This is a genomic window from Haemophilus paracuniculus (assembly GCF_002015115.1).
Classification (GTDB): domain Bacteria; phylum Pseudomonadota; class Gammaproteobacteria; order Enterobacterales; family Pasteurellaceae; genus Haemophilus_E; species Haemophilus_E paracuniculus.
Map to the genome: position 1 here is coordinate 1 of NZ_MUYA01000011.1, position 24,574 is coordinate 24,574.

The 24,574-nt window shown below is 46.3% G+C and carries 18 protein-coding genes and 1 pseudogene; 8 read left to right on the forward strand and 11 right to left on the reverse strand.

Annotated elements, in window-relative coordinates; all coding sequences use genetic code 11:
* Positions 1 to 2,240: YadA family autotransporter adhesin (locus tag B0187_RS08115; protein WP_211272719.1), on the forward strand; the 2,240-nt coding region annotated here is incomplete at its 5' end.
* 139 nt (positions 2,241 to 2,379) lie between these two features.
* On the opposite strand, the gene B0187_RS08120 is transcribed toward B0187_RS08115, so the two are convergent.
* Positions 2,380 to 2,940 carry a YtfJ family protein gene (locus B0187_RS08120; RefSeq protein ID WP_078237368.1) on the reverse strand — a complete coding sequence of 187 codons (561 nt, stop codon included), beginning with the start codon at positions 2,938 to 2,940 and terminating at the stop codon, positions 2,380 to 2,382.
* Positions 2,941 to 3,125: 185 nt separating this feature from the next.
* Between B0187_RS08120 and yajC the strand changes: the two genes are divergently transcribed.
* Genes yajC through secF form a run of 3 tightly spaced genes read left to right on the forward strand, consistent with a single transcriptional unit; the run spans position 3,126 to position 6,276 of the window.
* Positions 3,126 to 3,422, forward strand: a complete 297-nt coding sequence (gene yajC, locus B0187_RS08125) for a preprotein translocase subunit YajC (protein WP_078237369.1) — start codon at positions 3,126 to 3,128, stop codon at positions 3,420 to 3,422.
* A gap of 28 nt (positions 3,423 to 3,450) precedes the next feature.
* Positions 3,451 to 5,298: a protein translocase subunit SecD gene (gene secD / locus B0187_RS08130; RefSeq protein ID WP_078237370.1), complete on the forward strand. Its 1,848-nt coding sequence runs from the start codon at positions 3,451 to 3,453 to the stop codon at positions 5,296 to 5,298.
* A gap of 9 nt (positions 5,299 to 5,307) precedes the next feature.
* Entirely contained in the window at positions 5,308 to 6,276 is a 969-nt protein-coding gene (gene secF, locus B0187_RS08135; protein WP_078237371.1) for a protein translocase subunit SecF, read from the forward strand.
* A gap of 74 nt (positions 6,277 to 6,350) precedes the next feature.
* On the opposite strand, the gene B0187_RS08140 is transcribed toward secF, so the two are convergent.
* The 7 genes and pseudogenes from B0187_RS08140 to metE all read right to left on the reverse strand — a co-directional run bounded on the left by B0187_RS08140 (position 6,351) and on the right by metE (position 15,388).
* Complete coding sequence (locus B0187_RS08140) at positions 6,351 to 7,049, reverse strand: hypothetical protein (protein ID WP_158078231.1); 699 nt, start codon at positions 7,047 to 7,049, stop codon at positions 6,351 to 6,353.
* 156 nt (positions 7,050 to 7,205) lie between these two features.
* Positions 7,206 to 8,189: a peptide ABC transporter ATP-binding protein gene (locus tag B0187_RS08145; RefSeq protein WP_078237373.1), complete on the reverse strand. Its 984-nt coding sequence runs from the start codon at positions 8,187 to 8,189 to the stop codon at positions 7,206 to 7,208.
* Between the two features lie 17 nt (positions 8,190 to 8,206).
* On the reverse strand, positions 8,207 to 9,214 hold the full coding sequence (gene dppD, locus B0187_RS08150) for a dipeptide ABC transporter ATP-binding protein (protein ID WP_078237374.1): 1,008 nt from the start codon (positions 9,212 to 9,214) through the stop codon (positions 8,207 to 8,209).
* 8 nt (positions 9,215 to 9,222) lie between these two features.
* Positions 9,223 to 10,116 carry an ABC transporter permease subunit gene (locus tag B0187_RS08155; RefSeq protein WP_078237375.1) on the reverse strand — a complete coding sequence of 298 codons (894 nt, stop codon included), beginning with the start codon at positions 10,114 to 10,116 and terminating at the stop codon, positions 9,223 to 9,225.
* A gap of 95 nt (positions 10,117 to 10,211) precedes the next feature.
* The gene (locus B0187_RS08160; RefSeq protein ID WP_078237376.1) at positions 10,212 to 11,216 is read right to left on the reverse strand and encodes an ABC transporter permease subunit; all 1,005 of its coding nucleotides are present in this window, start codon (positions 11,214 to 11,216) and stop codon (positions 10,212 to 10,214) included.
* A 104-nt stretch (positions 11,217 to 11,320) separates the two neighbouring features.
* Positions 11,321 to 12,919, reverse strand: coding sequence for an ABC transporter substrate-binding protein (locus tag B0187_RS08165; protein ID WP_078237377.1), 1,599 nt, complete (start codon positions 12,917 to 12,919; stop codon positions 11,321 to 11,323).
* A 198-nt stretch (positions 12,920 to 13,117) separates the two neighbouring features.
* Positions 13,118 to 15,388: pseudogene (gene metE / locus B0187_RS08170) on the reverse strand (5-methyltetrahydropteroyltriglutamate--homocysteine S-methyltransferase).
* Positions 15,389 to 15,663: 275 nt separating this feature from the next.
* On the opposite strand from metE, the gene kdsA reads away from it, so the two are divergent.
* The 4 genes from kdsA to grxD all read left to right on the forward strand — a co-directional run bounded on the left by kdsA (position 15,664) and on the right by grxD (position 19,469).
* The gene (gene kdsA, locus B0187_RS08175) at positions 15,664 to 16,518 is read left to right on the forward strand and encodes a 3-deoxy-8-phosphooctulonate synthase (protein ID WP_078237378.1); all 855 of its coding nucleotides are present in this window, start codon (positions 15,664 to 15,666) and stop codon (positions 16,516 to 16,518) included.
* 209 nt (positions 16,519 to 16,727) lie between these two features.
* Positions 16,728 to 17,684, forward strand: a complete 957-nt coding sequence (locus B0187_RS08180) for a 2-hydroxyacid dehydrogenase (protein WP_078237379.1) — start codon at positions 16,728 to 16,730, stop codon at positions 17,682 to 17,684.
* A gap of 200 nt (positions 17,685 to 17,884) precedes the next feature.
* On the forward strand, positions 17,885 to 19,057 hold the full coding sequence (locus B0187_RS08185) for a lipoprotein-releasing ABC transporter permease subunit (RefSeq protein WP_078237384.1): 1,173 nt from the start codon (positions 17,885 to 17,887) through the stop codon (positions 19,055 to 19,057).
* 85 nt (positions 19,058 to 19,142) lie between these two features.
* On the forward strand, positions 19,143 to 19,469 hold the full coding sequence (grxD, locus tag B0187_RS08190; RefSeq protein ID WP_078237380.1) for a Grx4 family monothiol glutaredoxin: 327 nt from the start codon (positions 19,143 to 19,145) through the stop codon (positions 19,467 to 19,469).
* Between the two features lie 89 nt (positions 19,470 to 19,558).
* Here the strand turns inward: grxD and pepN are convergent, their stop codons facing one another.
* The 3 genes from pepN to B0187_RS08205 all read right to left on the reverse strand — a co-directional run bounded on the left by pepN (position 19,559) and on the right by B0187_RS08205 (position 24,435).
* Positions 19,559 to 22,168, reverse strand: a complete 2,610-nt coding sequence (gene pepN / locus B0187_RS08195; RefSeq protein WP_078237381.1) for an aminopeptidase N — start codon at positions 22,166 to 22,168, stop codon at positions 19,559 to 19,561.
* Between the two features lie 219 nt (positions 22,169 to 22,387).
* A complete protein-coding gene (gene glpT, locus B0187_RS08200) occupies positions 22,388 to 23,833 on the reverse strand; it encodes a glycerol-3-phosphate transporter (protein ID WP_078237382.1) in 1,446 nt (481 codons plus the stop codon).
* Positions 23,834 to 24,009: 176 nt separating this feature from the next.
* The gene (locus tag B0187_RS08205; RefSeq protein ID WP_078237383.1) at positions 24,010 to 24,435 is read right to left on the reverse strand and encodes an EamA family transporter; all 426 of its coding nucleotides are present in this window, start codon (positions 24,433 to 24,435) and stop codon (positions 24,010 to 24,012) included.
* Between the last annotated feature and the right edge of the window lie 139 nt (positions 24,436 to 24,574).

A 24,574-nucleotide genomic window follows, 5' to 3' on the forward strand; every position in this document is an offset into this window, starting at 1 on the left:
CTGTGTCAGTGAATATCACTTCTGACGGTAATCTTTCTAACGTCACTTGGAATGTGATTTCTGGTGATGTAAATACCAATACTGACCCTAACAAAGCTGCCAATACGGAAGACAATGTACCAGAAACAGGTAAAGTTGTTGTAAATGGCACAGGTTATGTGACTGCAGATACCCTTGCCAAAGCAGTAAACAGCTCTGGTTGGAAAGTGACCTCTGACACCGTAAATGGTGGTGAGCGTGGTAATGAAGGTAGCGAAACAGATGCGAAATCGACTCAGCTTGTTCAACCAGGTGAAGAAGTGAAATTCCTCGCAGGTAAAAACTTGAAAATTACCCAAAATGGTCAAAACTTCACTTATGCGACTCAAGAAAACGTGTCGTTTAATAACGTGAACACCACTACAATGACCTTAGGTAACGCAACAAACCCAGAACAGCCAGCGGTAAACTTCAAAACAGAAAAAGCTACCCCTGCGAACGTAAACCCAGAAGATAAAGCACCAACTGCGGCGGTAAATCTCTCTGATAATGCAGGCAACCCTGTTCAGTTGAAAGGTGTAGGTTCTTCATTGAACACCACCAAAGCACCGACTAAAAACCCAGATGAGAAAGTGTTAGACCTTACTGAAGGCAACTATGATCCAACTGCGGTAGTAACAGCGGCTGACTTGAAACAATACGGTTGGGTAGTGAACACCCCTGCAGATCAAAACGGTACAGTGGTGAACAACGCAGAGGTTGTAAACTTCATCGGTAAAAACGGTATCAACGTAACCAGCGTAGCGAACGGTACAAATGGTAACTGGGATGTAGTTATCAGTGGTGAAAAACCAACTTACACCAAAGATAACAAAGACAGCAAATCAGACCTTAGCTTTAACAACGGCAACGGCACAACCTCTAACGTAGTTACAGACCCAGTAACAGGTCAAACCACCGTAAGTTTCGATGTAAACCAAACAACTGGCGATGTGAACGAAAATGGCGTATCAAGCGTGAAAGATCCGAACGCATTCTTGAACGCAGGTGAAGTGTCTAAATTGGTGAACAACGCAGGTTGGAACGTATTCCAAAATGATGTTTCAGCGGCTAATAAGAAAGATACCGTAACTGCAGGTAACAATGTGGCGTTTAACAACGGCACTTACACTACGGTGAACGTAACTTCTGACGGCGTGAACACTACCATCGTTTACGATGCGAACGTGAAATCATTCGGTGCGAACGCAACAACTGGCCGTGTAACTGAGGGCGACATCAGCCCAACAGCATTAGCAACTAACAAAGATGTTGCAGATGCAATCAACAACAGCGGTTGGGTAACACCAACAACCAAAGTTGATGCAAACGGCAACCCAGTGTTAGATGCAAACGGCAACCCGATTGTTGAAAACACCGTAGTGAAACCAGGTACGAAAGTTAGCTACGAGAACGGTCAAGGCACAACTGTATCAAGAACTGTGAATCCAAATGGTGAAGTTTCTGTTTCATACAGCGTAAACGGTACAACGGGTAGCGTAAACGATGCGGGTACTGCAGACGTTGCAAATCCAAATGCTTACCTCAACGCAGGCGAAGTGCAAAAATTGGTGAACGGCGTTTCTTGGACAGTAGATTCAAAAACTGACTCTACCACCGCAAACGGTGCAACCAAAAACACTTACACGCCATCTGCGAAAGTGAAAGCAGGCGACACCGTTCGCATTAACGCAGGTCGTAACATCGAGATCAGCGGTTCAGGTCGCAACATCAACATCGCAACTTCAAACGACCCAACGTTCAACACTGTGAAAGCGAACAAAGTGGATGCGAAAGATATCGTGGCAAGCAACAGCTTAACCGTTGGCACGGGTAGCAACCCAGTTGTGATCAACAACAACGGCATCAACGCAGGTAACAAACGTATTACCAACGTTGCCCCAGGTGTGAACGCAACCGATGCAGTGAACGTAAGCCAGTTGAAAGGTGCAGTAACCAACATCAACAACCGTATGGGCAAAATGGATAAACGTCTCAGAGCAGGTATCGCAGGCTCAGCGGCGATTGGTAACTTGCCACAAGTTCACACAGACGGTAAATCACAAATTGCCGCAGGTGTAGCGAGCTACCGTGGTCAAAACGCCGTAGCAGTGGGTTACTCACGCTTATCTGACAATGGTAAAGTGATTATCAAACTTTCAGGTAGTGCGGACACCCAAGGCGATGTAATCGGTGCAGCTTCAGTTGGTTACGAATGGTAACAACCTAAATTTGAAAAAATCCTACCTCTTACAAGGGGTAGGATACTGAAAGATAAAAGCATATCTTATTTTGTAAGATATGCTTTTTTATTACCTACTCAGACTGAAATTTTTAAAAACCCCACCCCTTGCAATCACCTTATTGTGCCGTGAGTTCTTTCACTAACCCAATCACTTGTTGAATTTGGGCTGGGGATAATTTGCCCTCTGACAGGAATTGAGCCTTGCCGTTTTTGTCTAGCACTGCGATGAAGCTCTCTTTCTCTTTTAAGCCCCACGCTTTTTTCACGCTGCCGTTTTGGTCGAGGACGACTTGGCTGTGTGGGTTTTCTAATTTGCCGTTTTCGGCACTGTTTTTGACGAAAATGCCTGTGCCGACAATCGCGTCATCGGCGTTGATAATGGTGGTGGTTTGGTATTTTGAGCGGTCGAATCCTGCGGATTTGATCGCATTCATTAGGGCTTGGTTTTTCTCTTTTACGCTGGTTCTGCCCGCTAAGTGATGCACCACTCGCACTTTGCCCGCGAGACTTGCCGATGACCACGCACGGTAGTTTACCTCTTTGCCTTGGGCGATCAGTTCGCCGTCTTTGGTTACCGAAACCGCAGGCAAATTGCTGTTTAATTGAGCGTTGTAGCCGAATGCGACGTTAGCGAAAAGTAGGCTGGCGAAGCCTGTTAAAATCAGTGATTTTTTCATCTTTTTTCCTTATTGGGTTGAATTATTGAAAACGGGCAACAATATGGCAAATTCTCACGCAAAAAGAAAGCGGATCAGTTCAGTTCGGCTATCGTCTAATCGGCGAAATTGTGCTATTCTAGCTCGTCCATTTTCTCGCTGTGAGAAAATCTTTTTACCTTTCAACATTCATTAAGGAGCTTTATATGCAACAAGGTAGCGGATTTGAGATGATTTTTATTTTGGCGATTTTCGGTTTGATTTTCTATTTTATGATCTACCGTCCGCAAGCTAAACGCCAAAAACAACAACGTGAATTACTTTCTAATCTTGCCAAAGGCGATGAAGTTTTAACCAATGGTGGTTTAATTGGTCGCATTACCAAAGTAACCGCGGAAAGCGAAAACATCGTGATTGCGTTAAACGATACCACCGAAGTGGTGATTTCTCGTAACTATGTGGTTGCCGTGTTACCAAAAGGTCAAATGAAAGCTCTTTCTTAATTACCTGCCTTTTTTATAGGGAGTTATTGTGTTAAACCGTTTCCCGCTTTGGAAGAACCTGATGATTATCTTCGTGATACTCATCGGGGGCTTATATGCTCTTCCAAACTTATATGGCGAAGATCCTTCGGTGCAGATTTCTGGCACACGGGGGCAAGAAGCCAACGCTGAAACACTCACGAAAGTGCAAAGCGTCCTTTCATCAATGAATATCACACCAAAATCGGCGGTGCTTGAAAAAGGCTCGATTTTGGTGCGTTTGGAAAAAGATGAGCAACAATTACCCGCGAAAGAGAAAATTTCCGAAGTGCTTGGCGATAAATTCTCGGTCGCATTAAACCTTGCCCCAGCTACCCCTGAATGGCTTTCGTCTATTGGTGGCAGCCCGATGAAGCGAGGTTTGGACTTGCGTGGTGGTGTCCGTTTCTTAATGGAAGTGGATATGAATACCGCAATGGCAAAACAGCAAGACACCTTGCAAGATACCCTGCGTAGTGAGTTCCGTAAGGAAAAATTCCGCTATCAAGCGGTACGAAAAGGCGAAAATTTTGCCAACATTTTTGAATTTGAGAACAGCGAAACCGCTGACAAAGCAATCCGTTTTGTTCGCCGTGTTCACGCCAACTTAGAAGCGAACTACGTTGGCACAAATGAAGTGGCGTTCTCGCCGTCTGCACAAGGTCAAGCCACTGCCCGTGATACGGCGATTGAGCAAAACTTGTCGATCCTGCGTAAGCGTGTGGAAGAGTTGGGCGTGTCAGAGCCGACTATTCAACGTCAAGGGGCAGATCGGATCGTGGTGGAATTACCAGGGGTGCAAGATACCGCACGAGCCAAAGAGCTACTCGGTGCAACGGCAACCCTCGAATTTCGTTTAGTGAATACCAATGCGAATGTGGAATCCGCCGCCCGTGGCATTGTGCCAGCCGATTCGGAATTGAAATACTCGCGTGATGAGCGTGCTGTGGTGCTATTGCGTAAACCAACCCTCGGGGGCGAGCATATTATTGACGCTACCTCTGGCAAAGATGATAAAGGCTTACCGCAGGTAAGTATCAATCTTGATGCCGAAGGCGGTCAAATGATGGGCGAGATCACCAAAGGGGCGGTGGGTAAACCAATGGCGACCCTTTATAGCGAATTTAAAGACTCTGGTCGCAAAGACGCTAACGGCAAAGTGATCCTCGAAAAACGTGAAGAAGTGATTAACGTGGCTACGATCAACTCTCGCCTCGGCAGTCAATTCCAAATCACAGGGATCAACAGTGCCGCCGAAGCCCAAAACCTTGCGGTATTACTTCGCTCGGGTGCGTTAATCGCCCCGATTGTGATCGTGGAAGAACGGACGGTCGGTGCTTCACTCGGTGCAGATAACGTTGAGCAGGGTATGAATGCGGGTATTTTAGGCTTAGGCTTAACCATTCTATTCTGCTTGGTGTACTACAAAATGTTCGGCGTATTTGCCAGCTTCGCATTATTGGTCAATATGGTGCTGACGGTTGGTTTAATGTCGCTCATCGGTGCAACCCTGACAATGCCTGGGATCGCAGGTATCGTACTGGCGGTAGGTATGTCGGTGGATGCGAACGTATTGATCTACGAACGGATCAAAGAGGAACTGCGTAACGGTCGTTCCGTGCAACAGGCAATCCACGAAGGCTATAACGGTGCATTCACCAGTATCTTCGACTCAAACTTAACCACCATTTTAACCTCGCTCGTGCTTTATGCGGTGGGAACCGGCCCAGTGAAAGGCTTTGCCGTTACCCTCGCCCTTGGGGTAATCATCTCAATGTTTACCGCCATTACAGGGACGCGTATGCTGGTGAACTGGGTTTACGGTGGTAATAAACGTGTTAAAAAACTTTGGATTTAAGGTGGAAAGATGACAATCAAAGAACAAGATGTCGCAGAAATTAAACTGCCTTATAAGCTGATTCCGTTTATGAAATTCCGCTTTGTCGGATATATTTTCTCGCTGATCGTTACCGCCCTTTGCATTTTTACCATTGCAACCAAAGGCTTTAACTGGGGGCTTGATTTCACGGGCGGAACGGTGATCGAAACCACCTTTTCCCAACCTGCGGATCTCAACAAGGTGCGTGGATTGTTAGAACAAAACGGCTACGGCAGTGCCTTAGTGCAAACCACTGGCAGCCAAAAAGAGCTAATGATCCGCCTACCTGCCTCGGCGGGCGATATGTCCCTCGGCAACAAAATTATGGATTTAGTTCATAAAGATCTCGATCCGCAAGCGGTGATTAAAAGCGTAGAATTTGTAGGACCAAATGTCGGGGAAGAGCTGACCCAAGGGGCAATTTGGGCAACCTTAGCAACCCTCGGAATGTTGCTACTCTATGTGGGAACACGCTTTGAATTGCGTTTAGCGATTGGCGGTATCGCCGCCCTTTTCCACGATGTGATCGTAACCCTTGGGGTCTTCTCATTCTTACAGATTGAGGTCGATCTCACGTTCGTGGCAGCGATTCTCTCGGTGGTCGGTTACTCACTGAACGACTCAATCGTGGTATTTGACCGTGTACGGGAAAACTTCCGCAAAATTCGCCGCGTAAGCTCGATTGAAGTGGTGGACATTTCCCTTAGCCAAACCCTCTCACGAACCTTAATGACCTCTGTTACCACCCTTTTCGTGGTCTTGGCATTATACTGGCTCGGCGGCCCAACCCTACATAGCTTCTCGTTAGCCTTGTTGATTGGTATCGCCTTCGGTACTTATTCCTCAATCTACATCGCTATCGGCGTGGCGTTAGAACTCGGCTTGAAACGTGAGCATATGGTTCAGCCAGTCGTAGAAAAAGAGGGCGAAAATACCCAGTCTTTTATTGATTATTGATTTTAAGTAATCAATTCTTGGGCTAAATTAGCACTGCTAGTTTAGCCCTTTATTTTTATAAGTTGGACATATAGTTATTTGGGATAAGCTATTCTCTGACATTTATCTAATTCAAACTTAAAATCACCCACTTTATTGTCATAGAGACTGACTAATATAGTCTCAACATCAAGAATAGCAATCTTTATATCTCTATCAGATTTTTCCTGATATTTTTTAAGTATCTGATCTTTATTTAAACAATGTTTTGGTATGTTATGAAATCCCCAATCTACTAAAACAGAGTTAAATATAGGATATGCCTCTTTTGAGGTAAAATCTAAAACTTTAGGAAAGATTATCGTTGCATAAAATAGAGGAAAAAGAATAAATATGGAATGATAAAGCAAATCAATAATATATTTTACTATCCCTATTTGAGTATTTCTATAACTACTCAAAATAACTGAAAAGAAATAAATCTCACTAACAAAGGAAATGACTAAACCAACAGCTGGAAAATACATCAAAAAAATAATAAATAATGTGATTATAAAGAGAACTTTCTCTGCGGGTGAGAAAAAATTAATAGAAAACCCTGTCGAAATCACTATAGATTCTGAAACAATATCACTAATATAGATAGAAGTAAGGTAAGAAATAATAAAACCTAGTTTTATTTGAAAAATATTAAATCGATATTTATGCTCTAAGCAAAAGATTAAGACAAAAAAAGATAAAATAGCAATGAATAATAATACAACACTCCAGCTCTTCACTGGAATGTCATACATTATAAGAGAAAATATAAAAATGAGTGCAATGTTAATAACTTTCGCAATATGATAAAATTTTAAAGAGAGTAAATACTTATAGTCTTGATATATTTTTTTAAAAAGATCCATCCCTATTCACTCTCTTTTAGCATTATAACCTTAGCATCAAGATATCTACTCACTCACTTCAAAACAGGCGATTTTCGTACCGTCTTGGTAGGTTTTGAGTTGCGGTTGTTCCACTTTGCAACGCTCGGTGGCGAAACGGCAACGAGCGTGGAATGCACAACCTTTTGGTGGATTAAGCGGGCTTGGCAATTCCCCTGTGAGTTTGATTCGCTCACGGCGTTGGGCTGGGTTGAGGCGAGGGGTCGCCGACAGCAACGCTTGGGTGTAAGGGTGGCGAGGGTTGTTGAAAATAGTTTGGGTATCGCCCTGCTCAACGCAACGCCCTAGATACATTACCATTACTTCGTCCGCAATGTGTTCCACCACCGACAAATCGTGAGAAATAAACACATAGGAAAGCCCCATTTCCTGTTGCAAATCCATCATCAAATTGAGTACCTGTGCTCGCACCGACACGTCCAACGCCGAAACAGGCTCGTCCGCCACCACAATATCAGGTTTGAGCATTAAGCCACGAGCAATCGCAATTCGCTGGCGTTGTCCGCCCGAAAACATATGCGGATAGCGGTCGTAAAATTCCACTTTCAAGCCCACTTTCGCCATCATTTCCAACACTTGGGCTTTGCGTTCTTTGGCGGAAAGGTTGGTGTTAATCAGCAACGGCTCTTCCAAAATCGAGCCAATTTTTTTACGCGGATTGAGGGACGCATAAGGATTTTGGAACACAATTTGAATTTTCTGACGGCGTAGGCTTTCGGTCGCTTTGTCGTTCACGAGGAAGTTCTGCCCGTTATAAAACAGTTCCCCCTCAGTCGGGCGTTCGATCATTGTGAGCATTCGCCCCAAGGTGGATTTACCACAGCCCGACTCGCCTACCACCGCGAGGGTTTTGCCCCGTTCAAGGCGGAACGAAACACCGTCCACCGCTTTCACTTGTTTCGGTTTAGAAAATAGCCCTGTTTTAACGGGGTAGTATTTTTTGAGATCCACCGCATCGAGTAACGGTGGGGTTTGTTCTGTTTTTTGCATATCGCTACTCTTTTTGGTTATCCTTGAAAATTCGCTGAAATCCCACCGCTTGTCGGCGTGCCATTCGCATCAAGTGGGGTGTGGCACTTCACTTGTCGCCCGTTTAGGGTGCGGATTTCTGGCTCGACTTGACGGCAAAGATCCGTAGCATAAGGGCAACGAGGGTTGAGTAAACAGCCCTGCGGTCGGTCGTATTTCCCTGGTACAACGCCTTGCAAAGATTGCAAGCGAGATTTACCCTCGGCGAACTCAGGCAAGGCTTTGAGCAAGGCTTGGGTGTAAGGGTGTAATGGGGCTTTGAAAATCAGCTCGGCTTTGCCCTCTTCCACCACTTGCCCTGCGTACATCACGATAATCCGATGAGCCGATTCTGCCACCAACGCAAGATCGTGAGTAATCAAAATCAACGCCATATTCTCTTTGCGTTGCAATTCCAATAGTAGATCGATGATCTGGGCTTGAATGGTTACATCAAGGGCAGTGGTTGGCTCGTCCGCAATCAGCAGTTTTGGGTTACAAGCAATCGCCATTGCGATCATCACACGCTGACTCATTCCCCCCGAAAGTTGGTGCGGATAGACCTCTAACCGAGATTGCGGATCGGGAATGCCGACCATTGTCAGCAACTCAATCGCTCTTGCTTTACGGCTCGCTTTGCTACCGCCTTGATGTACTTTTAGGGCTTCCATAATCTGATAGCCGACCGTATAGCTCGGGTTGAGGCTGGTCATCGCATCTTGGAAGATCATCGCCACGTCTGCCCCGACAATTTTCTGCTTCTCTTTCGGGGACAGGGCGAGCAGATCGTTGCCGTTAAACTGCAAAGCATCCGCTTGCACTCGCCCTGGGAAATCGATCAAGCCCATAATTGCGAGGGAACTAACCGATTTGCCCGAGCCCGATTCCCCCACGATCCCCAGCACTTCGCCTTCATTGACTTGATAGCTGATTCGATCCACCGCCTTAAACGGCACTTTTTCATCGCCAAAATGGACGGAAAGTTTATCGACATTTAATAACGCCATTTTGCCCCCTACTGTTTCAATTTCGGATCGAAGGCATCACGCAAGCCATCGCCCATTAGGTTAAACGCTAACACCAGCGACAAAATCGCCAGCCCTGGTACGGTAACCAGCCAGTTCGCCGATTGCATAAAGCCACGGGATTCCGCAAGCATTGTGCCGAGTTCTGGCGTTGGTGGTTGAGCACCGATCCCCAAAAAGCCGAGGGCGGCAAGTTCCAAAATCGCATTGGAAATCCCCATTGTCATCTGCACGATCAACGGGGCTAAACAGTTCGGCAAAATCACCACGAACATTAGGCGTAGCACCCCTGCCCCTGCGACACGGGAAGCGGTTACATAATCACGATTTTTTTCGCTCATCACCGAAGCACGGGTTAAACGCACATAACTCGGGATAGACACCACCGCAATCGCAATCGCCGCATTCATCAGCGAAGGCCCGAGAATCGTAACCACCCCAATGGTTAAAAGCAGGCTCGGAATCGCAAGCATAATATCGACCAATCGCATAATGATGATGTCGAGCGTGCCGCCGTAATAGCCTGCCAGCAAGCCCAAAATCACGCCGAAAACACAAGACAAGATCACGATAATCAAGCCGATAAAGACCGACAATCTCGCCCCATAAATAATCCGAGACAAAATATCCCGCCCGATGTCGTCCGTGCCGAGAATATACTGCCAATTTCCCCCCTCAAACCACGCAGGCGGTAACAACAACGCCTCACGATTTTGGGCAATCGGGTCGAACGGGGCGACAAATTCCGCAAAAACGCAGGCAAAAAAGACAATCGAAATAAACACCAGCCCAATCACCGCCCCACGATTTTGGCAAAAATAGTGCCAAAATTCCTGTAACGGGGTTTTGGGTGCAGGGGCGGCAATTGCGGTTGCACTAGACATATTCACTCCAACAAAATTTCAAAATTCAACTTGCAAGGGGTGGGATAAGTGGAAATTTTTGAAAATCCGACCGCTTGCTTACTGTTACTATGCGGCTATGCGTGGCGGATTCGCGGATTAACCACGCCGTAAATCAGATCCACCACCAAATTCACGATGATAATAATAGTGGCGATAATCAGCACCGAGCCTTGTAGCACAGGGTAATCACGGGAATTGATCGCATCGATGATCCATTTACCGATACCTGGCCACGAGAAGATGTTTTCGGTTAAAACCGCCCCCGAAAGTAACTGCCCGACAATCAAGCCGACCACGGTAACGACTGGGATCAACGCATTGCGTAAGGCGTGGACGATTACCACGCGAGTGGTGTTCAGCCCTTTGGCACGGGCGGTGCGGATATAGTCTTCGCCCAACACTTCCAACATTGAGGAACGGGTCATTCGCGTTACCACCGCCAGCGGAATGGTGCCTAACACAATCGCAGGCAAAATCAGCGATTTAATTGCCGCTAAAAACGCCCCTGGTTCGTCCGATTGCCAAGTGTCGATCAGCATAAAACCTGTATTGGCTTCGATCCAGTATTCAGACGGCAGCCGCCCCGAAGCGGGCAAGCCAAGCGGGGTGGAAAAATAGAGGATTAAAATCAAGCCCCACCAGAAAATCGGCATTGAATAGCCCGTCAGCGAGAGGGAGGTAACGGTGTGGGAAATCCACGAATCCTTTTTCACGGCAGCAATCACGCCGAGGAAAATCCCCACAATCAACGACCACATCAAGGCAAAAAAGGCGAGTTCAACGGTAGCTGGGAAAAGGGTAAAAAACTCTTTCAACACAGGTTCATTATTGCGGAACGAGTTGCCCAAATCGCCCTGCAATACGTTTTTAACATAAGTAAAATACTGCTCTGGCAAGGGGCGATCTAAGCCCAACTGCTGCAACATTTGGGCGTGCACCGCAGGGTCAAGCCCACGCTCGCCCATTCGGATTTCAATCGGGTCGCCTGGAATTAAATGCACCAAGGCAAAGGTAATCAAGGTAATCGCCAAAAAGGTGGGAATCACCATTAAAATACGTTTTAGAATAAATTGAAACATAACTGTTCTCGTATTTTGGCTTGCAAAAAATACAAGCGGTTAGATTTTTTCGGGTTTTCACGGAAAATACCACAAATCTAACCGCTTGTGAAAGGTTGGTTAAATTATTTTGTCTCTAAATCCACACCATAGAAGTTGTGGATACCAAACGGGCTGATTTGGTAGCCTTTCACTTCTTTACGCACAGGGAAGTAGGTGGTTGAGTGAGCCACGGTAACCCACGGGGCTTGCTCTTTGAACACCACTTGGGCTTGTTTGTAAAGCTCGGTACGTTTCGCTTTATCGGTGGTTTGCACCGCTTGGGTAACGAGTTCATCGAACGGTTTGTAGCAGAATTTTGCATAGTTCGAGCCTTGTTCCACCGCTGAACAGCTTAACAAGGTGTTGAGGAAGTTATCAGGGTCGCCGTTATCGCCGTTCCAGCCCATCATTCCCGTTGGGGCTTCGCCGTTACGCATCCGTTTGAGGTATTCGCCCCACTCGTAGCTCACGATTTTGGCGTTCACGCCCACTTTTTTCCAATCTTCCTGCACGATTTCTGCCATTCGGCGAGCGTTCGGATTGTAAGGACGTGCCACTGGCATCGCCCAAATTTCGGTGTTGAACCCTTTTTCAAAGCCTGCTTCTTTTAACAAGGCTTTGGCTTTTTCAGGATCGTAGTCGTAATCTTTCACGTCTTCATTGTAGCCCCACATTGTTGGTGGGATTGGGTTTTTCGCCACTTGACCCGAACCTTGATAAACCGACTCAATAATCGCAGGTTTGTTGATCGCATAGCTCAACGCTTGACGCACTTTCACGTTGTCAAACGGGGCTTTTTGCACGTTGAACGAAATATAACCCACGTTCAACCCAGCTTGGCTCATCAAGTTAATCGCAGGATCTTCTTTTAATTTCGGCAGATCCGCAGGGTTCGGATAAGGGGCAGCGTGGCACTCGCCTTTGGTTAATTTGGCGTAACGCACGCTGGCATCAGGGGTAATCGCAAACACTAAGCGATCAAGCGGTGATTTCCCTTCCCAATATTGCTCGAACGCTTTATAACGCACGGTCGAATCTTTTTGGTAGGAAACAAACTCAAACGGACCTGTACCAATCGGCTGATTATCCACTTTTTCAGGCGTACCTGCTTTTAACATTTTGTCCGCATATTCCGCCGAGAAAATTGACGCGAAATCCATCGCTAAGTTAGCCAAAAACGGTGCGTTCACCACTTTTAGCGTCATTTTAACGGTGTAATCGTCCACTTTCTCAACTTTATCCAAAATGTTCTGCATATCCATTCCGATAAAGTATTCGTAACTACCGCCCGACACCTTGTTGTAAGGGTGGTTCGGATCAAGCTGACGATTGAACGAGAACAACACATCGTCCGCATTAAAATCACGGCTTGGTTTGAAATCTTTGTTTGATTGGAATTTCACGCCTTTACGCAGGTAGAACGTATAGGTTTTGCCGTCTTCCGAAATTTCCCAACGCTCGGCGAGGGACGGAATCACGCTCGTGCCGCCTTTTTCAAAATCGGTCAAACGGTTGTAAATGGTGCGACTGGTCGCATCTAAGGTTGCCCCGTCAGTCGCCAACTGCGGATTTAAAAACGCAGGGGAAGATTCCACGCAGTAAACAAAGGTTTTCGGGGCGGCAAGCACCGAACCAGACGCCACCGCAAGGGCAATAAGAGAAAGGTTTTTGAGTTGTTTCATTTTGTCATCCTTTTATTTTTGATGTTGTGCTAAAAAATAGAAATCCGAATATATACAGATTTTTAACAAAATAGCAAACGCTTTTTCAAAACAAGCGGTCAGATTTCAAAAAATTTCCCAAATCTACCCGCTTACAAGGAAATTTGAGGTAAAAAAATAGCGATGCTTTCGCATCGCTATTTTAGGAAATTGAGGAAATTATGCCAATTCCGCTCTCAATTTTTTGGTTACGTCCATCATCACTTGCAGCTGCTCAATGGTTTCTTTCCAGCCACGGGTTTTTAAACCGCAGTCTGGGTTTACCCACAAGCGTTCTTTTGGCACAACGTTGAGTGCTTTGCGTAGTAAGCGTTCAATTTCCTCGGCGGTTGGCACGCGGGGGCTGTGGATGTCGTACACTCCTGGCCCGATGTCGTTTGGATATTTGAACTCGCCGAAAGCGGTCAGTAATTCCATATCGGAACGAGAGGTTTCAATCGTGATCACATCCGCATCAAGGGCGGCAATCGCTGGCAAGATGTCGTTAAATTCCGAATAGCACATATGGGTGTGGATTTGAGTATCATCTTGGCAACCCATTGAACTTAAACGGAATGCCTCGCCCGCCCAGTTGAGGTAAGCATCCCACTCGGCACGTTTAAGCGGTAAGCCCTCGCGGATCGCAGGTTCGTCAATTTGGATCACTTTGATCCCTGCTTTTTCGAGATCTAACACTTCGTCCGACAACGCCACTGCAATCTGTTTACACACCGTTGAGCGTGGAATATCGTTTCGCACAAACGACCATTGCAAAATGGTTACAGGGCCGGTCAGCATTCCTTTCATCACTCGGTTGGTCAGGCTTTGAGCATATTTCGACCAACGCACCGTCATCGGTTCTGGGCGTTGCACATCGCCGTAAATCACTGGCGGTTTTACGCAACGTGAGCCGTAGCTCTGCACCCAGCCGAATTTGGTGAATGCAAAGCCGTCCAACAATTCGCCGAAGTATTCCACCATATCGTTACGCTCGGCTTCGCCGTGTACCAAGACATCGAGATCCAACTCTTCTTGACGGCGTACCACATATTCGATCTCTTTTTTCATCGCTGCTTCATAGTCGGCAAGGCTCAAATCGCCTTTTTTGAAGGCGGCACGGGCTTGGCGAATTTCGCTGGTTTGTGGGAATGAGCCAATGTTGGTGGTTGGCAATAGCGGTAGGTTGAGCCACGCATTTTGCAGTTTGATCCGCTCAGCGAATGGCGATTTACGCTGATCCGCATTGGCAGGCAAATTGGCAAGGCGAGCCGCTACCTCTGGGCGATGAATTTGTTGGCTGTTAGCACGCGCGTCCGCCGCCGCTTGGCTTTCATCAAGTTGAGCTTGCACCGCCGAACGCCCTTGTTCTAATGCCTGTTTGAGAATGTTGAGTTCTTTCACTTTTTGTAGCGTGAACGCCAACCAACTGTATAAATCAGGATTTTTCGCCTGTAATTGGGTTTCCACCGCCAAATCGTAAGGGGTGTGCAACAGCGAGCAACTTGGGGCAATCCACAAACGCTCGCCCAATTTGGCTTTGAGCGGTTCTAACAAATCAAGCACTTGGTTGAGGTTAGCACGCCAGATGTTACGCCCCTCAATCACGCCGGCAGAAAGCACTTTGTCGTAATCGGCAAAGGCAGGAAGCTGATCCGCCCCACGCACGAGGTCGAGGTGTAAGCCGTCCACGGGTAAGGCTTTCAACAAGTCAGCGTGTTCCGCCACCGAGCCGAAATAGGTCGCTAACAATAATTTTGCGTTCACTTTGCTTAATTCTGCATAAACGCTTTGGTAAGCCGCCACCCATTCCGCTGGCAAATCAAGGGCGAGGGCTGGCTCGTCAATTTGAATCCATTCCGCCCCCTCGGCTGCTAACGCATTCAAAATTTCCACATAGACTGGCACAAGCTGATCCAACAATTCAAAACGATCAAATGCTTCGCCTTTCTCTTTGCCGAGCCAGAGGAATGTGAGAGGACCAACAATCACTGGCTTAAACGGCAAACCTAACGCTTTCGCCTCACGGATTTGGTTCACATAGTGAGCAGGATTTGCCTTGAAAGCGGTGTTTTTGTGAAATTCTGGCACGAGGTAGTGATAGTTGGTGTCGAACCATTTGGTCATCTCAATCGCAAATTGGCTTTTGTTGCCACGGGCGAGTTGGAAGTATTGATCGAGGGTCAAGTTTTGGCTATCAAACCCAAAACGAGCAGGAATCGCCCCCGTTGCCACTTGCAGATCCAAAATATGATCGTAGAACGTAAAATCGCCCACCGCTACATAATCGGCATTTGCCTCAATTTGATGCTGCTAATTTTTCGCTCGCAGGGCTTTGGCTAAATCCTGCAAATCTTGCTCGGCGATCTCGCCACGCCAGTAACGCTCTTGGGCAAATTTAAGTTCACGTTTTGCCCCCACGCGTGGGAAGCCTAATAAATGGAAAGTCGTCATCGTCAGTCTCCTTGTTGTGTTTGATTTCTGAATAAGGATTTAGCCGTTTAGACGGCTAAACGAACGACTGAATAATCCCTTAATTTTTTCCATTAAGCAAACGAATAGTTTTCACGTTGAAGATGAAAAATTTTCATATTCATAAAGCAAGGGGTGGGATTTTTAAAATTTCGCATCGTTACCAAAAATCAAAGCCGCCATCACAAATAAAAGGAAAAGTGGGGCGGTCTGTGCTAGAATTGCTCGTAATTTTTACCTTTCAATAGGAATCTGTTATGAACCAAAAAATCGTAAAACTAGGCGAGATTGAGATCGCTAACGACAAACCGTTCGTGCTATTTGGCGGTATGAATGTGCTGGAAAGCCGTGATATGGCAATGACGGTGTGTGAAAAATATGTGGAAGTAACGCAAAAATTGGGCGTGCCTTATGTGTTTAAAGCCTCGTTTGATAAGGCGAACCGTTCGTCCATTCACTCTTACCGTGGGCCAGGAATGGAACAGGGCTTGAAGATTTTTCAAGAGTTGAAAGAGACATTTGGCGTGAAAATCATTACGGACGTGCACGAAATTCATCAATGCCAGCCTGTTGCCGATGTGGTGGATATTATTCAGTTGCCCGCGTTTTTGGCTCGCCAGACAGATTTAGTCGAGGCGATGGCTCGCACGGGGGCGGTGATTAACGTGAAAAAACCGCAATTTTTAAGCCCTGGGCAAATGGGGAATATCGTGGAAAAAATCGAAGAGTGCGGCAACGATAAAGTGATTTTATGCGACCGCGGCACGAACTTTGGCTACGATAATTTGGTGGTGGATATGCTCGGCTTTAATGTGATGAAAAAGGTGTCGAAAGGCAGCCCTGTGATTTTTGACGTTACTCACTCGTTGCAATGCCGTGATCCGTTTGGTGCCGCATCGGGTGGCCGCCGTGATCAAGTTACCGAATTGGCACGAGCAGGTATGGCGATTGGCTTGGCAGGTTTGTTCCTTGAAGCTCACCCAGATCCAAATTCGGCGAAATGTGATGGTCCTTCGGCATTACCTCTTTCCAAATTAGAAGCCTTTGTTTCCCAAATGAAAGCGATTGATGATTTGGTGAAATCCTTTGAAGTGATTGATACTTCGGTGTAGTGCTTTATTTGATGAAATAAGGAATTTTCAAAAATCTTACCGCTTGATCGGGACACGAGCGTCGTGTCCCTACGATAGGATACGAGCGTCTATGGTAGGGACGCCACGCTGGCGTCCCTTCCGATTAAAGAAGATTGAGATTAAAACTTGTTAAATTTTTGTAAAATTGTTAGGCTACACGTCCCTTTTACTTTAACTAAGGAAGCATTATGTCAAATCCACTTAACATTGTTTTTTTAGATCGCACGGGCATTCCAGCCAGCCACGAGATTCCTCGCCCAAGCTTTGCTCATACTTGGACGGAATATGATCGCACTTCGGCAGACGAAACCTACGAGCGTGCCAAAGAGGCAGATATTGTGATCACCAGCAAGGTGCTGTTTGGGCGTGAATTGATGTCGAAATTGCCTCGCTTGAAGCTGATTGCGGTAACGGCAACGGGGACGAATAACATTGATTTAGTCGCCGCCAAAGAGCTTGGCATTGCGGTGAAAAATGTAACGGGCTATTCAAGCGTTACCGTGCCAGAACACGTTTTGGGTATGATTTTCGCCCTGAAACATAGCTTGGTGGGCTATCATCGTGATCAAGTTATCTCTGACCGTTGGGCGACTTGCGGACAATTCTGCTACACCGATCACCCGATCACCGATGTGCGTGGCTCAACCCTCGGCATTTTTGGCAAGGGCAATTTGGGTTCAGAAGTGGGACGTTTGGCGGAATTGATCGGAATGAAAGTGCTTTACGCCGAGCACAAAGGGGCGACCAACGTGCGTGAGGGCTACACCCCATTTGAAACGGTGTTGAAAGAGGCGGACATTGTTACCCTGCATTGCCCTTTGACCGACAGCACCCAAAACTTAATCAATGCGGAAACATTAAGCCTAATGAAACCAACCGCTTACTTGATTAACACGGGGCGAGGTCCGTTGGTTGATGAAACCGCTCTGCTCAACGCCCTCGAAAACGGCACGATTGCTGGGGCGGCGTTAGATGTGTTGGTTAAAGAACCGCCTGAAAAGGATAATCCGCTGATTCAAGCCGCTAAACGCCTGCCGAATTTGCTGATCACCCCACACATCGCGTGGGCAAGCGACTCGGCGGTAACGACTTTGGTTAATAAAGTGGCACAAAATATTGAAGAATTTGTCGCCACGGGCAAATAAAAAGATTTTTCCCTCTCCCTGATTTTTCTTCTCAACGAAGAAAAATCTGTCCCTCTCCCACAAGTGGGCGAGGGTAGTATATCAAGCGAAAATAAAAAACTCTCTCCCACTTGTGGGAGAGAGACAGCAAGAAATACGTTCAGTATTTCTTGCAGAGAGAGGGGAAAAACTTATAAATAACATTGATGTAATAAAAAATGATGAACTTTACCCCCCTTTTTATTGCGTGGCGTTATTGGCGGTCGAAAAGTGCGGATCGCTTTGGGCGGTTGGTAACCAACCTTGCCAGCCTTGGGATTGTACTTGGCGTAATGGCGTTGGTGATTGTGCTGTCGGTAATGAACGGTTTGGAAAATATGCAGAAACGCAACCTGCTTTCCACCCTGCCCCACGCGATTATTTCGCCGATTGACGAAAATTGGACGAAATCCGACCGCTTGCCGTTGCTCGATTTTGCCACCCAAGCCGTGCCGATTAACCGCACTAACGTGATTATTCAAAGCCAGCAAGGGATTAACGCTGGGCAGTTGATCGGTGTGGAAAATGAGACGGACGATCCGCTTTTAACGGGCGAAAATCTCACGCAACTGCTACCCTCAGGCGAATTTAATGTGCTGATTGGCGAACGATTAGCGAATAAATTGAAGCTCGGCGTGAACGACAAAATCCGTTTGATGATTACCGAAAATAGCCAATACACCCCGTTCGGGCGAGTGCCTGTGCAGCGACTTTTTACCATTTCGGGAATTTACCCTGCTGGGGGCGAAAGCTCGGAATTTACCCTGTTTGCCAATTTAACCGATGTGGGGCGATTATTGCGGATCGATCCAGAGCAAACCCAAGGGGTTCGGCTGTTTTTGAAAGATCCCTTCCAAATCAACGAACTTAGCACCATTTTCCCCGAAGATAAGTGGCAAATTAGCGATTGGCGTGAGCAAAAAGGCGAATTTTTCCAAGCGGTTAGAATGGAAAAAAATATGATGAGCCTGCTAATTAGCTTGATTATCATCGTGGCGATTTCCAACATCGTTACCTCACTCAGCCTAATGGTGGTGGATAAACAGGGCGAAATTGCGATTTTGCAAACGCAGGGCTTAACCAAAGGGCAAGTGATGCAAATTTTTGTGTTGCAAGGGGCGATTGTGGGCGTGATTGGCTCGCTGATTGGCGGCTTACTTGGGGTGCTAATTAGCCAAAATTTAGGCGACATCGTGCAACTGATTAACGGCAACATTCATCTGCCGACCTTAATTTCCGCCTCGCAAATTGGCGTGATTGTGGCAATTTCCATCGCCCTCTCGCTACTTTGCACCCTCTATCCTGCTTATCGAGCCTCAAAAATTGAGCCAGCAATGGCGTTGCGTTATGAATAGCGGTGCAAGCGGATAGATTATTGGGAATTTCAAGGAATATCTGATAAAATCACTCAACTTTTACACACCATTTTTGAGGTAATCAATGGAAACTATCGACAAAATCAAACAGCAAATCAGCGAAAATCCGATCTTAATTTATATGAAAGGATCGCCAAAATTCCCTTCTTGCGGCTTCTCTGCCCGTGCGGTGGAAGCCTTAATTAACTGCCAAGTGCCATTCGGCTATGTGGATATTTTAAGCAACCCAGACATTCGTGCCGAATTGCCAAAATTCGCCAACTGGCCGACATTCCCACAACTTTGGGTGGAAGGCGAATTGGTCGGCGGCTGCGACATTATGTTAGAAATGTTCCAAAAAGGCGAATTACAAACCCTGTTAAAAGAGACCGCAGCGAAATATCCTGCGTAATCGCAAAAACAAAAAGGCTTAGTTAAAACTAAGCCTTTTCTTTTGGGGAAAATGTAAGGAAAAAGGCGGATAATCCGCCTTTCTCTTTTTTATTGCAACGCCTTGTCGATTTTCTCAAACAGATCTCTGGCAAGATTTTCTAAACCTGCCAAACGTTCTAAGCCGCGACGCATTAAGGTTTGGCGTTGGGAATCGTAGCGTCCTAATTTAATCAATGGATCGATTAAACGTGCCGCCACCTGCGGATTGCTTTCGTTCAGTTTGATCAAAATATCGATCAAGAAACGATAGCCCGAACCGTCAATGGCGTGGAAAGCTCTCGGGTTTTGTGCCGCAAAAGTCCCTACCAACGAACGCAAGCGGTTAGGATTGTTGAAATTAAAGCTACGGTGTTCCAGCAAGCCTTGCACGATTTGCAACACATTTTCATCTGGGCGAGTGGCTTGCAGGGCGAACCATTTGTCCATCACCAAACCATCGTGATGCCATTTTTCTTCAAAATCTTTCAACAATAAATCCGCACACGCGAGCTGGGCTTTGGTTGCCGCTGAAAGTGCCGCGAGGGTGTCAGTCATATTGTCCGATTGCTGATAATGGCGGTTTACAATGCCGTTGCCCTGTTCAGTAAAGGCGAGATACGATAAGCAAACATTGCGTAACGCACGTTTCGCGATATCTTTCGCTTCCACACGGTAGCCGTCCAGTTTGTTGGCGTTGTAAATGATTAACAAGCGGTCTTTTAATTCGCTGGCAATGGTTTGCTGCATAAAGGTGCGAACCGCCGCGATACCCGCAGGATCAATCACTTTGAACGATTCCGCAAATTCTGTCTCTTTTGGCAAGGTGAGCATTAACGCCGTTAATTCTGGATCTTGCTGCCAATTATCGACAATTAACATCAACGCTTCTAACAAATCATTCGAGAATTGTAACGGTTCATTTTGATGATAACGGGTTAAATTGGCTCGCAATTCATTGATGTACAAGGTTTGAGCCGTATCCCAACGCACGAAATCGTTTTCTGCATATTTAAGCAAAGTAAGCAGTTGCTCGGTGGTGTAGTTGTAATCAATTCGCACGGGGGCAGAAAAATCACACAATAACGCAGGCACAGGGCGTTGTGGCACGTTGTGGAACTCAAACACTTGGCGGTCGTGAATCACATCAAGCACATCGCTGACGGTCAATAATTCATATTGCAGGCTGATTTTTGCCCCGTCCGAGCCATATAACGCAATTTTAAGCGGAATATGCAAATTCGCTTTTTCGAGCTGGTCGGCGGTGGCTGGGGTCATTTGAGCCACTTGCAAGCGGTAGATTTTGCTCTTTTCATCATAGTGATCGCTCACGGTCAATTCTGGCGTTCCCGATTGGCTATACCAACGGCGGAATTGGGTGAGATCGATGCCCGAAGCCCGTTCCATTGCGGAAACAAAATCCTCACAGGTCGCCGCTTTGCCGTCATTTTCCGCCACATACAATTTCATTCCTTGCTGGAATTTTTGCTCGCCGAGCAAGGTGTGGATCATTCGGATCACTTCCGCCCCTTTTTCGTACACCGTAACCGTATAGAAATTGTTCATTTCGATCACTTTTTCAGGGCGAATCGGGTGAGCCATCGGGCTGGCGTCCTCGGCGAATTGGAACGCACGCAAAAAACGCACGTCATCTATCCGCTTGATCGCTCTCGACCATAAATCCGAGGTAAATTCTTGATCACGGAATACGGTCAAACCTTCTTTGAGGCTTAGCTGGAACCAATCTCGGCAAGTAATGCGGTTGCCCGTCCAGTTGTGGAAGTATTCGTGGGCGATCACGCTTTCCACGTTCATATAATCTTCGTCCGTGGCGGTTTGCGGATTGGCAAGCACGAATTTCGAGTTAAACACGTTCAAGCCTTTGTTTTCCATCGCCCCCATATTGAAGAAATCGACCGCCACGATCATATAAATATCCAAATCGTATTCTAAGCCGAAGCGTTGCTCGTCCCATTTCATCGAGCGTTTGAGACTTTCCATCGCCCAACCTGCACGGTCGAGATTGCCTCGATCCACATAGATTTCGAGAGCCACTTCTCGTCCGCTCATTGTGATGAATTTATCTTGCAACAGGTCAAAATCGCCTGCCACTAACGCAAATAAATAGCTCGGTTTGAGGAAAGGATCTTCCCACTCGACCCAATGGCGACCATCTTCCAACTCGCCTTGGGCGATACGGTTGCCGTTTGAAAGCAAGAACGGATATTTCGCCTTGCTCGCAGTGATTTTGGTGCGATATTTGGCAAGCACATCGGGGCGATCCAGCATATAGGTCATTTGGCGGAAGCCTTCCGCTTCACATTGGGTGCAAATGCCATCGCCCGACAGATAAAGCCCTTGCAGCGAAGTGTTTTGGGCTGGGTTCACCGCCGTTTCAATGCAAAGTTGGAACTGATCCAAATTCAGCTCGCTCAAATCAAGGGTTAAAGATTCCTCATCTTTAACATAGTTTTCAAAGGGCTGATCATTTAATTTGAGGGATAAAAACTCGAAACTATGCCCGTCCAAACGTAGCTGATTCGCCTCTGGATTTTTACGCTCAACATTGAGAATGGAAGTGATAAAAGTGCGGTTAGGATCAAGTTGGAAATCTAACGAAATCTCGTTAATGGTGTAATCTGGAACTTTATAATCTTTTCTAAATTTAGCTTTGGGTTGCATAATAAATCCTTGCGATGAATCGAAAGCAAAAACGGTGGAAAGGATAAAAAGATTTGAGCAATTGTGCAAATGAATTTTTGTTATAGTGTGATGTAGATCCACTAAATTTTCTATGATCTTACCGCTTGCTGGACAAACCCTTCGTAGAGACCCAAGGCTCCGTCCTGTGTGAAATGACAAAAGGGAAACCGAAGTTTCCCCTTTTGTTAAATTAAGCAATTAGTTACCGTAGTGATTTTCTAATTTCGCTTTGTGTTTACCTTCTTCAACCATTGTGATGAACATTAACAAGATTGCTAACACACCGCCTGCGATCATTACATAGAAACCGCCGTCCCAGCCGTAGTATTCCGCTGCCCAGCCTACAACCGCTGAGGCTGAAACGGTACCGCCGAGGTAGCCGAATAAGCCTGTGAAGCCTGCTGATGTACCCGCCGCTTTTTTCGGGGCGAGTTCAAGGGCGTGCAAGCCGATCAACATTACTGGGCCGTAAATCAAGAAGCCGATAGTGGTCATTAAGATGAAGTCCATTAACTGATATGGATTTTCATACCACGCTTTGCCGGCGTATTGGGCAAGTTCCGCTTCTGGGGTGGCTGGGTTGAGCCAGAGGGCGACAACCGCGGCGGTGGTAAGAATCATAAAGATGAAGCCTGTTAAACCACGTTTGCCTTTGAAGATTTTATCCGACACCCAACCGCACAAGAGCGTCCCTGGGATTGCGGCTAATTCGTAAATGATATAAGCGGAAGCCGTGCCTTTGATGTTGAAGTGTTTCACTTCGCCCAAATAAACTGGCGACCATTTCAACACGCCATAACGGATTAAGTACACAAAGACGTTCGCAATCGCGATATACCACAACAATCTATTTTTAAGCACATAAGTTACCAAAATTTCTTTGGTGGTAAGCTCTTGTTCCGATTTTTTCTCGTCATAGTTGTCTGGATAATCGTTACGCCATTTTTCAATCGGCGGTAAACCGCAAGATTGTGGGGTGTCTTTCATCATCAAATAGATTGGAATAGCGGCAATCATTGCGGCAATCCCTGGGTAGTAAAGGGCTTGTTGCCAAACGTCTTTTGCCGTTGCCTCAATACCTGTGGTGTTGAAATAGATCGCCCCTGCTAAGAAGACCATCAACCCTGGTACCATACCACCCACGTTGTGAGCACAGTTCCAAATCGACACGATTGAGCCACGTTCAGATTTTGACCACCAATGCACCATTGTGCGTCCGCACGGCGGCCAGCCCATACCTTGAAACCAGCCGTTAAGGAAGATCATAATGAACATTACCAAAATGCCCGAGGTCGCCCACGGCATTAAGCCCATCATTGTCATACATAAACCTGACAACAATAAACCGAACGGTAAAAAGACTTTCGGATTTGAGCGGTCTGACATCCACGCCATCACGAATTTGGACAAGCCATACGCCAAACCAGCACCCGTGCCGATAATCCCCAATTCGGCTTTGTTATATAACCCTGCTTCAATCAAGCCTTTTTGAGCCAAATCGAAATTGGCACGCACGAAATAATAGGCGGCATAGCCGAAGAAGATCCCTGCGAACACTTGCCAACGCAAACGGCGATAAACGGGATCGATTTTATCTTTTGGTAGCTCCGCAATGTGCGGGGCGGGTTTAAATGGACCAAACATAAAAACTCCAACATTTTTTAATAAAACTAAAATGTTCGTTTCCGAACATTACCGAACGAAATGATAGCGAAAAAAAACAAAACTCGCAGAAAAAAGAGTGAAATTTGTGAACTCAATCACAAAAAATTTAACAGATTATTAAAAAGAACATTTGATCGGTAAAATTTAGCGAAATCCTACCTCTTGAAAGCCAGCACCAGCACGCCAGTCGCTACTAAACCGATCCCCAACCAATCTTGATTTGAGGGGCGTTCGCCGAGAAAAATTACCGAAAAAATCGCCACTAAAACGAGGCTCAATTTATCAATCGGGGCAACTTGTGAAGCATTCCCCAGTTGCAACGCTTTGAAATAGGCAAGCCACGAAATCCCCGTAGCAAGCCCCGACAAAATCAAAAACAGCCAATTCTTTGCCGTCAAATTTGATAACGGCTGCCACTTATTCGCATAACTCAAAAAGCCCGCCAAAGCGACAATAATCACCAAAGTGCGAATAAAAGTCGCAAAGTCCGAATCTACCCCTTGCACTCCAACTTTCGCAAAAATCGCCGTCAAACTCGCAAACACCGCCGACGCCAACGCCCAATAAAGCCAATCTGTCATTTTTTGTACTACCTCAAAAAATAAAAAGAGGGAAAAATCCCTCTTTTTATTATAGCTGAATCGTTATTTTTGTGGTTTTAAAATCTGCTCTAAATAAAAAGACAAGCGGGCAGATTTGAGAAATTTCCCAAAATCCGCC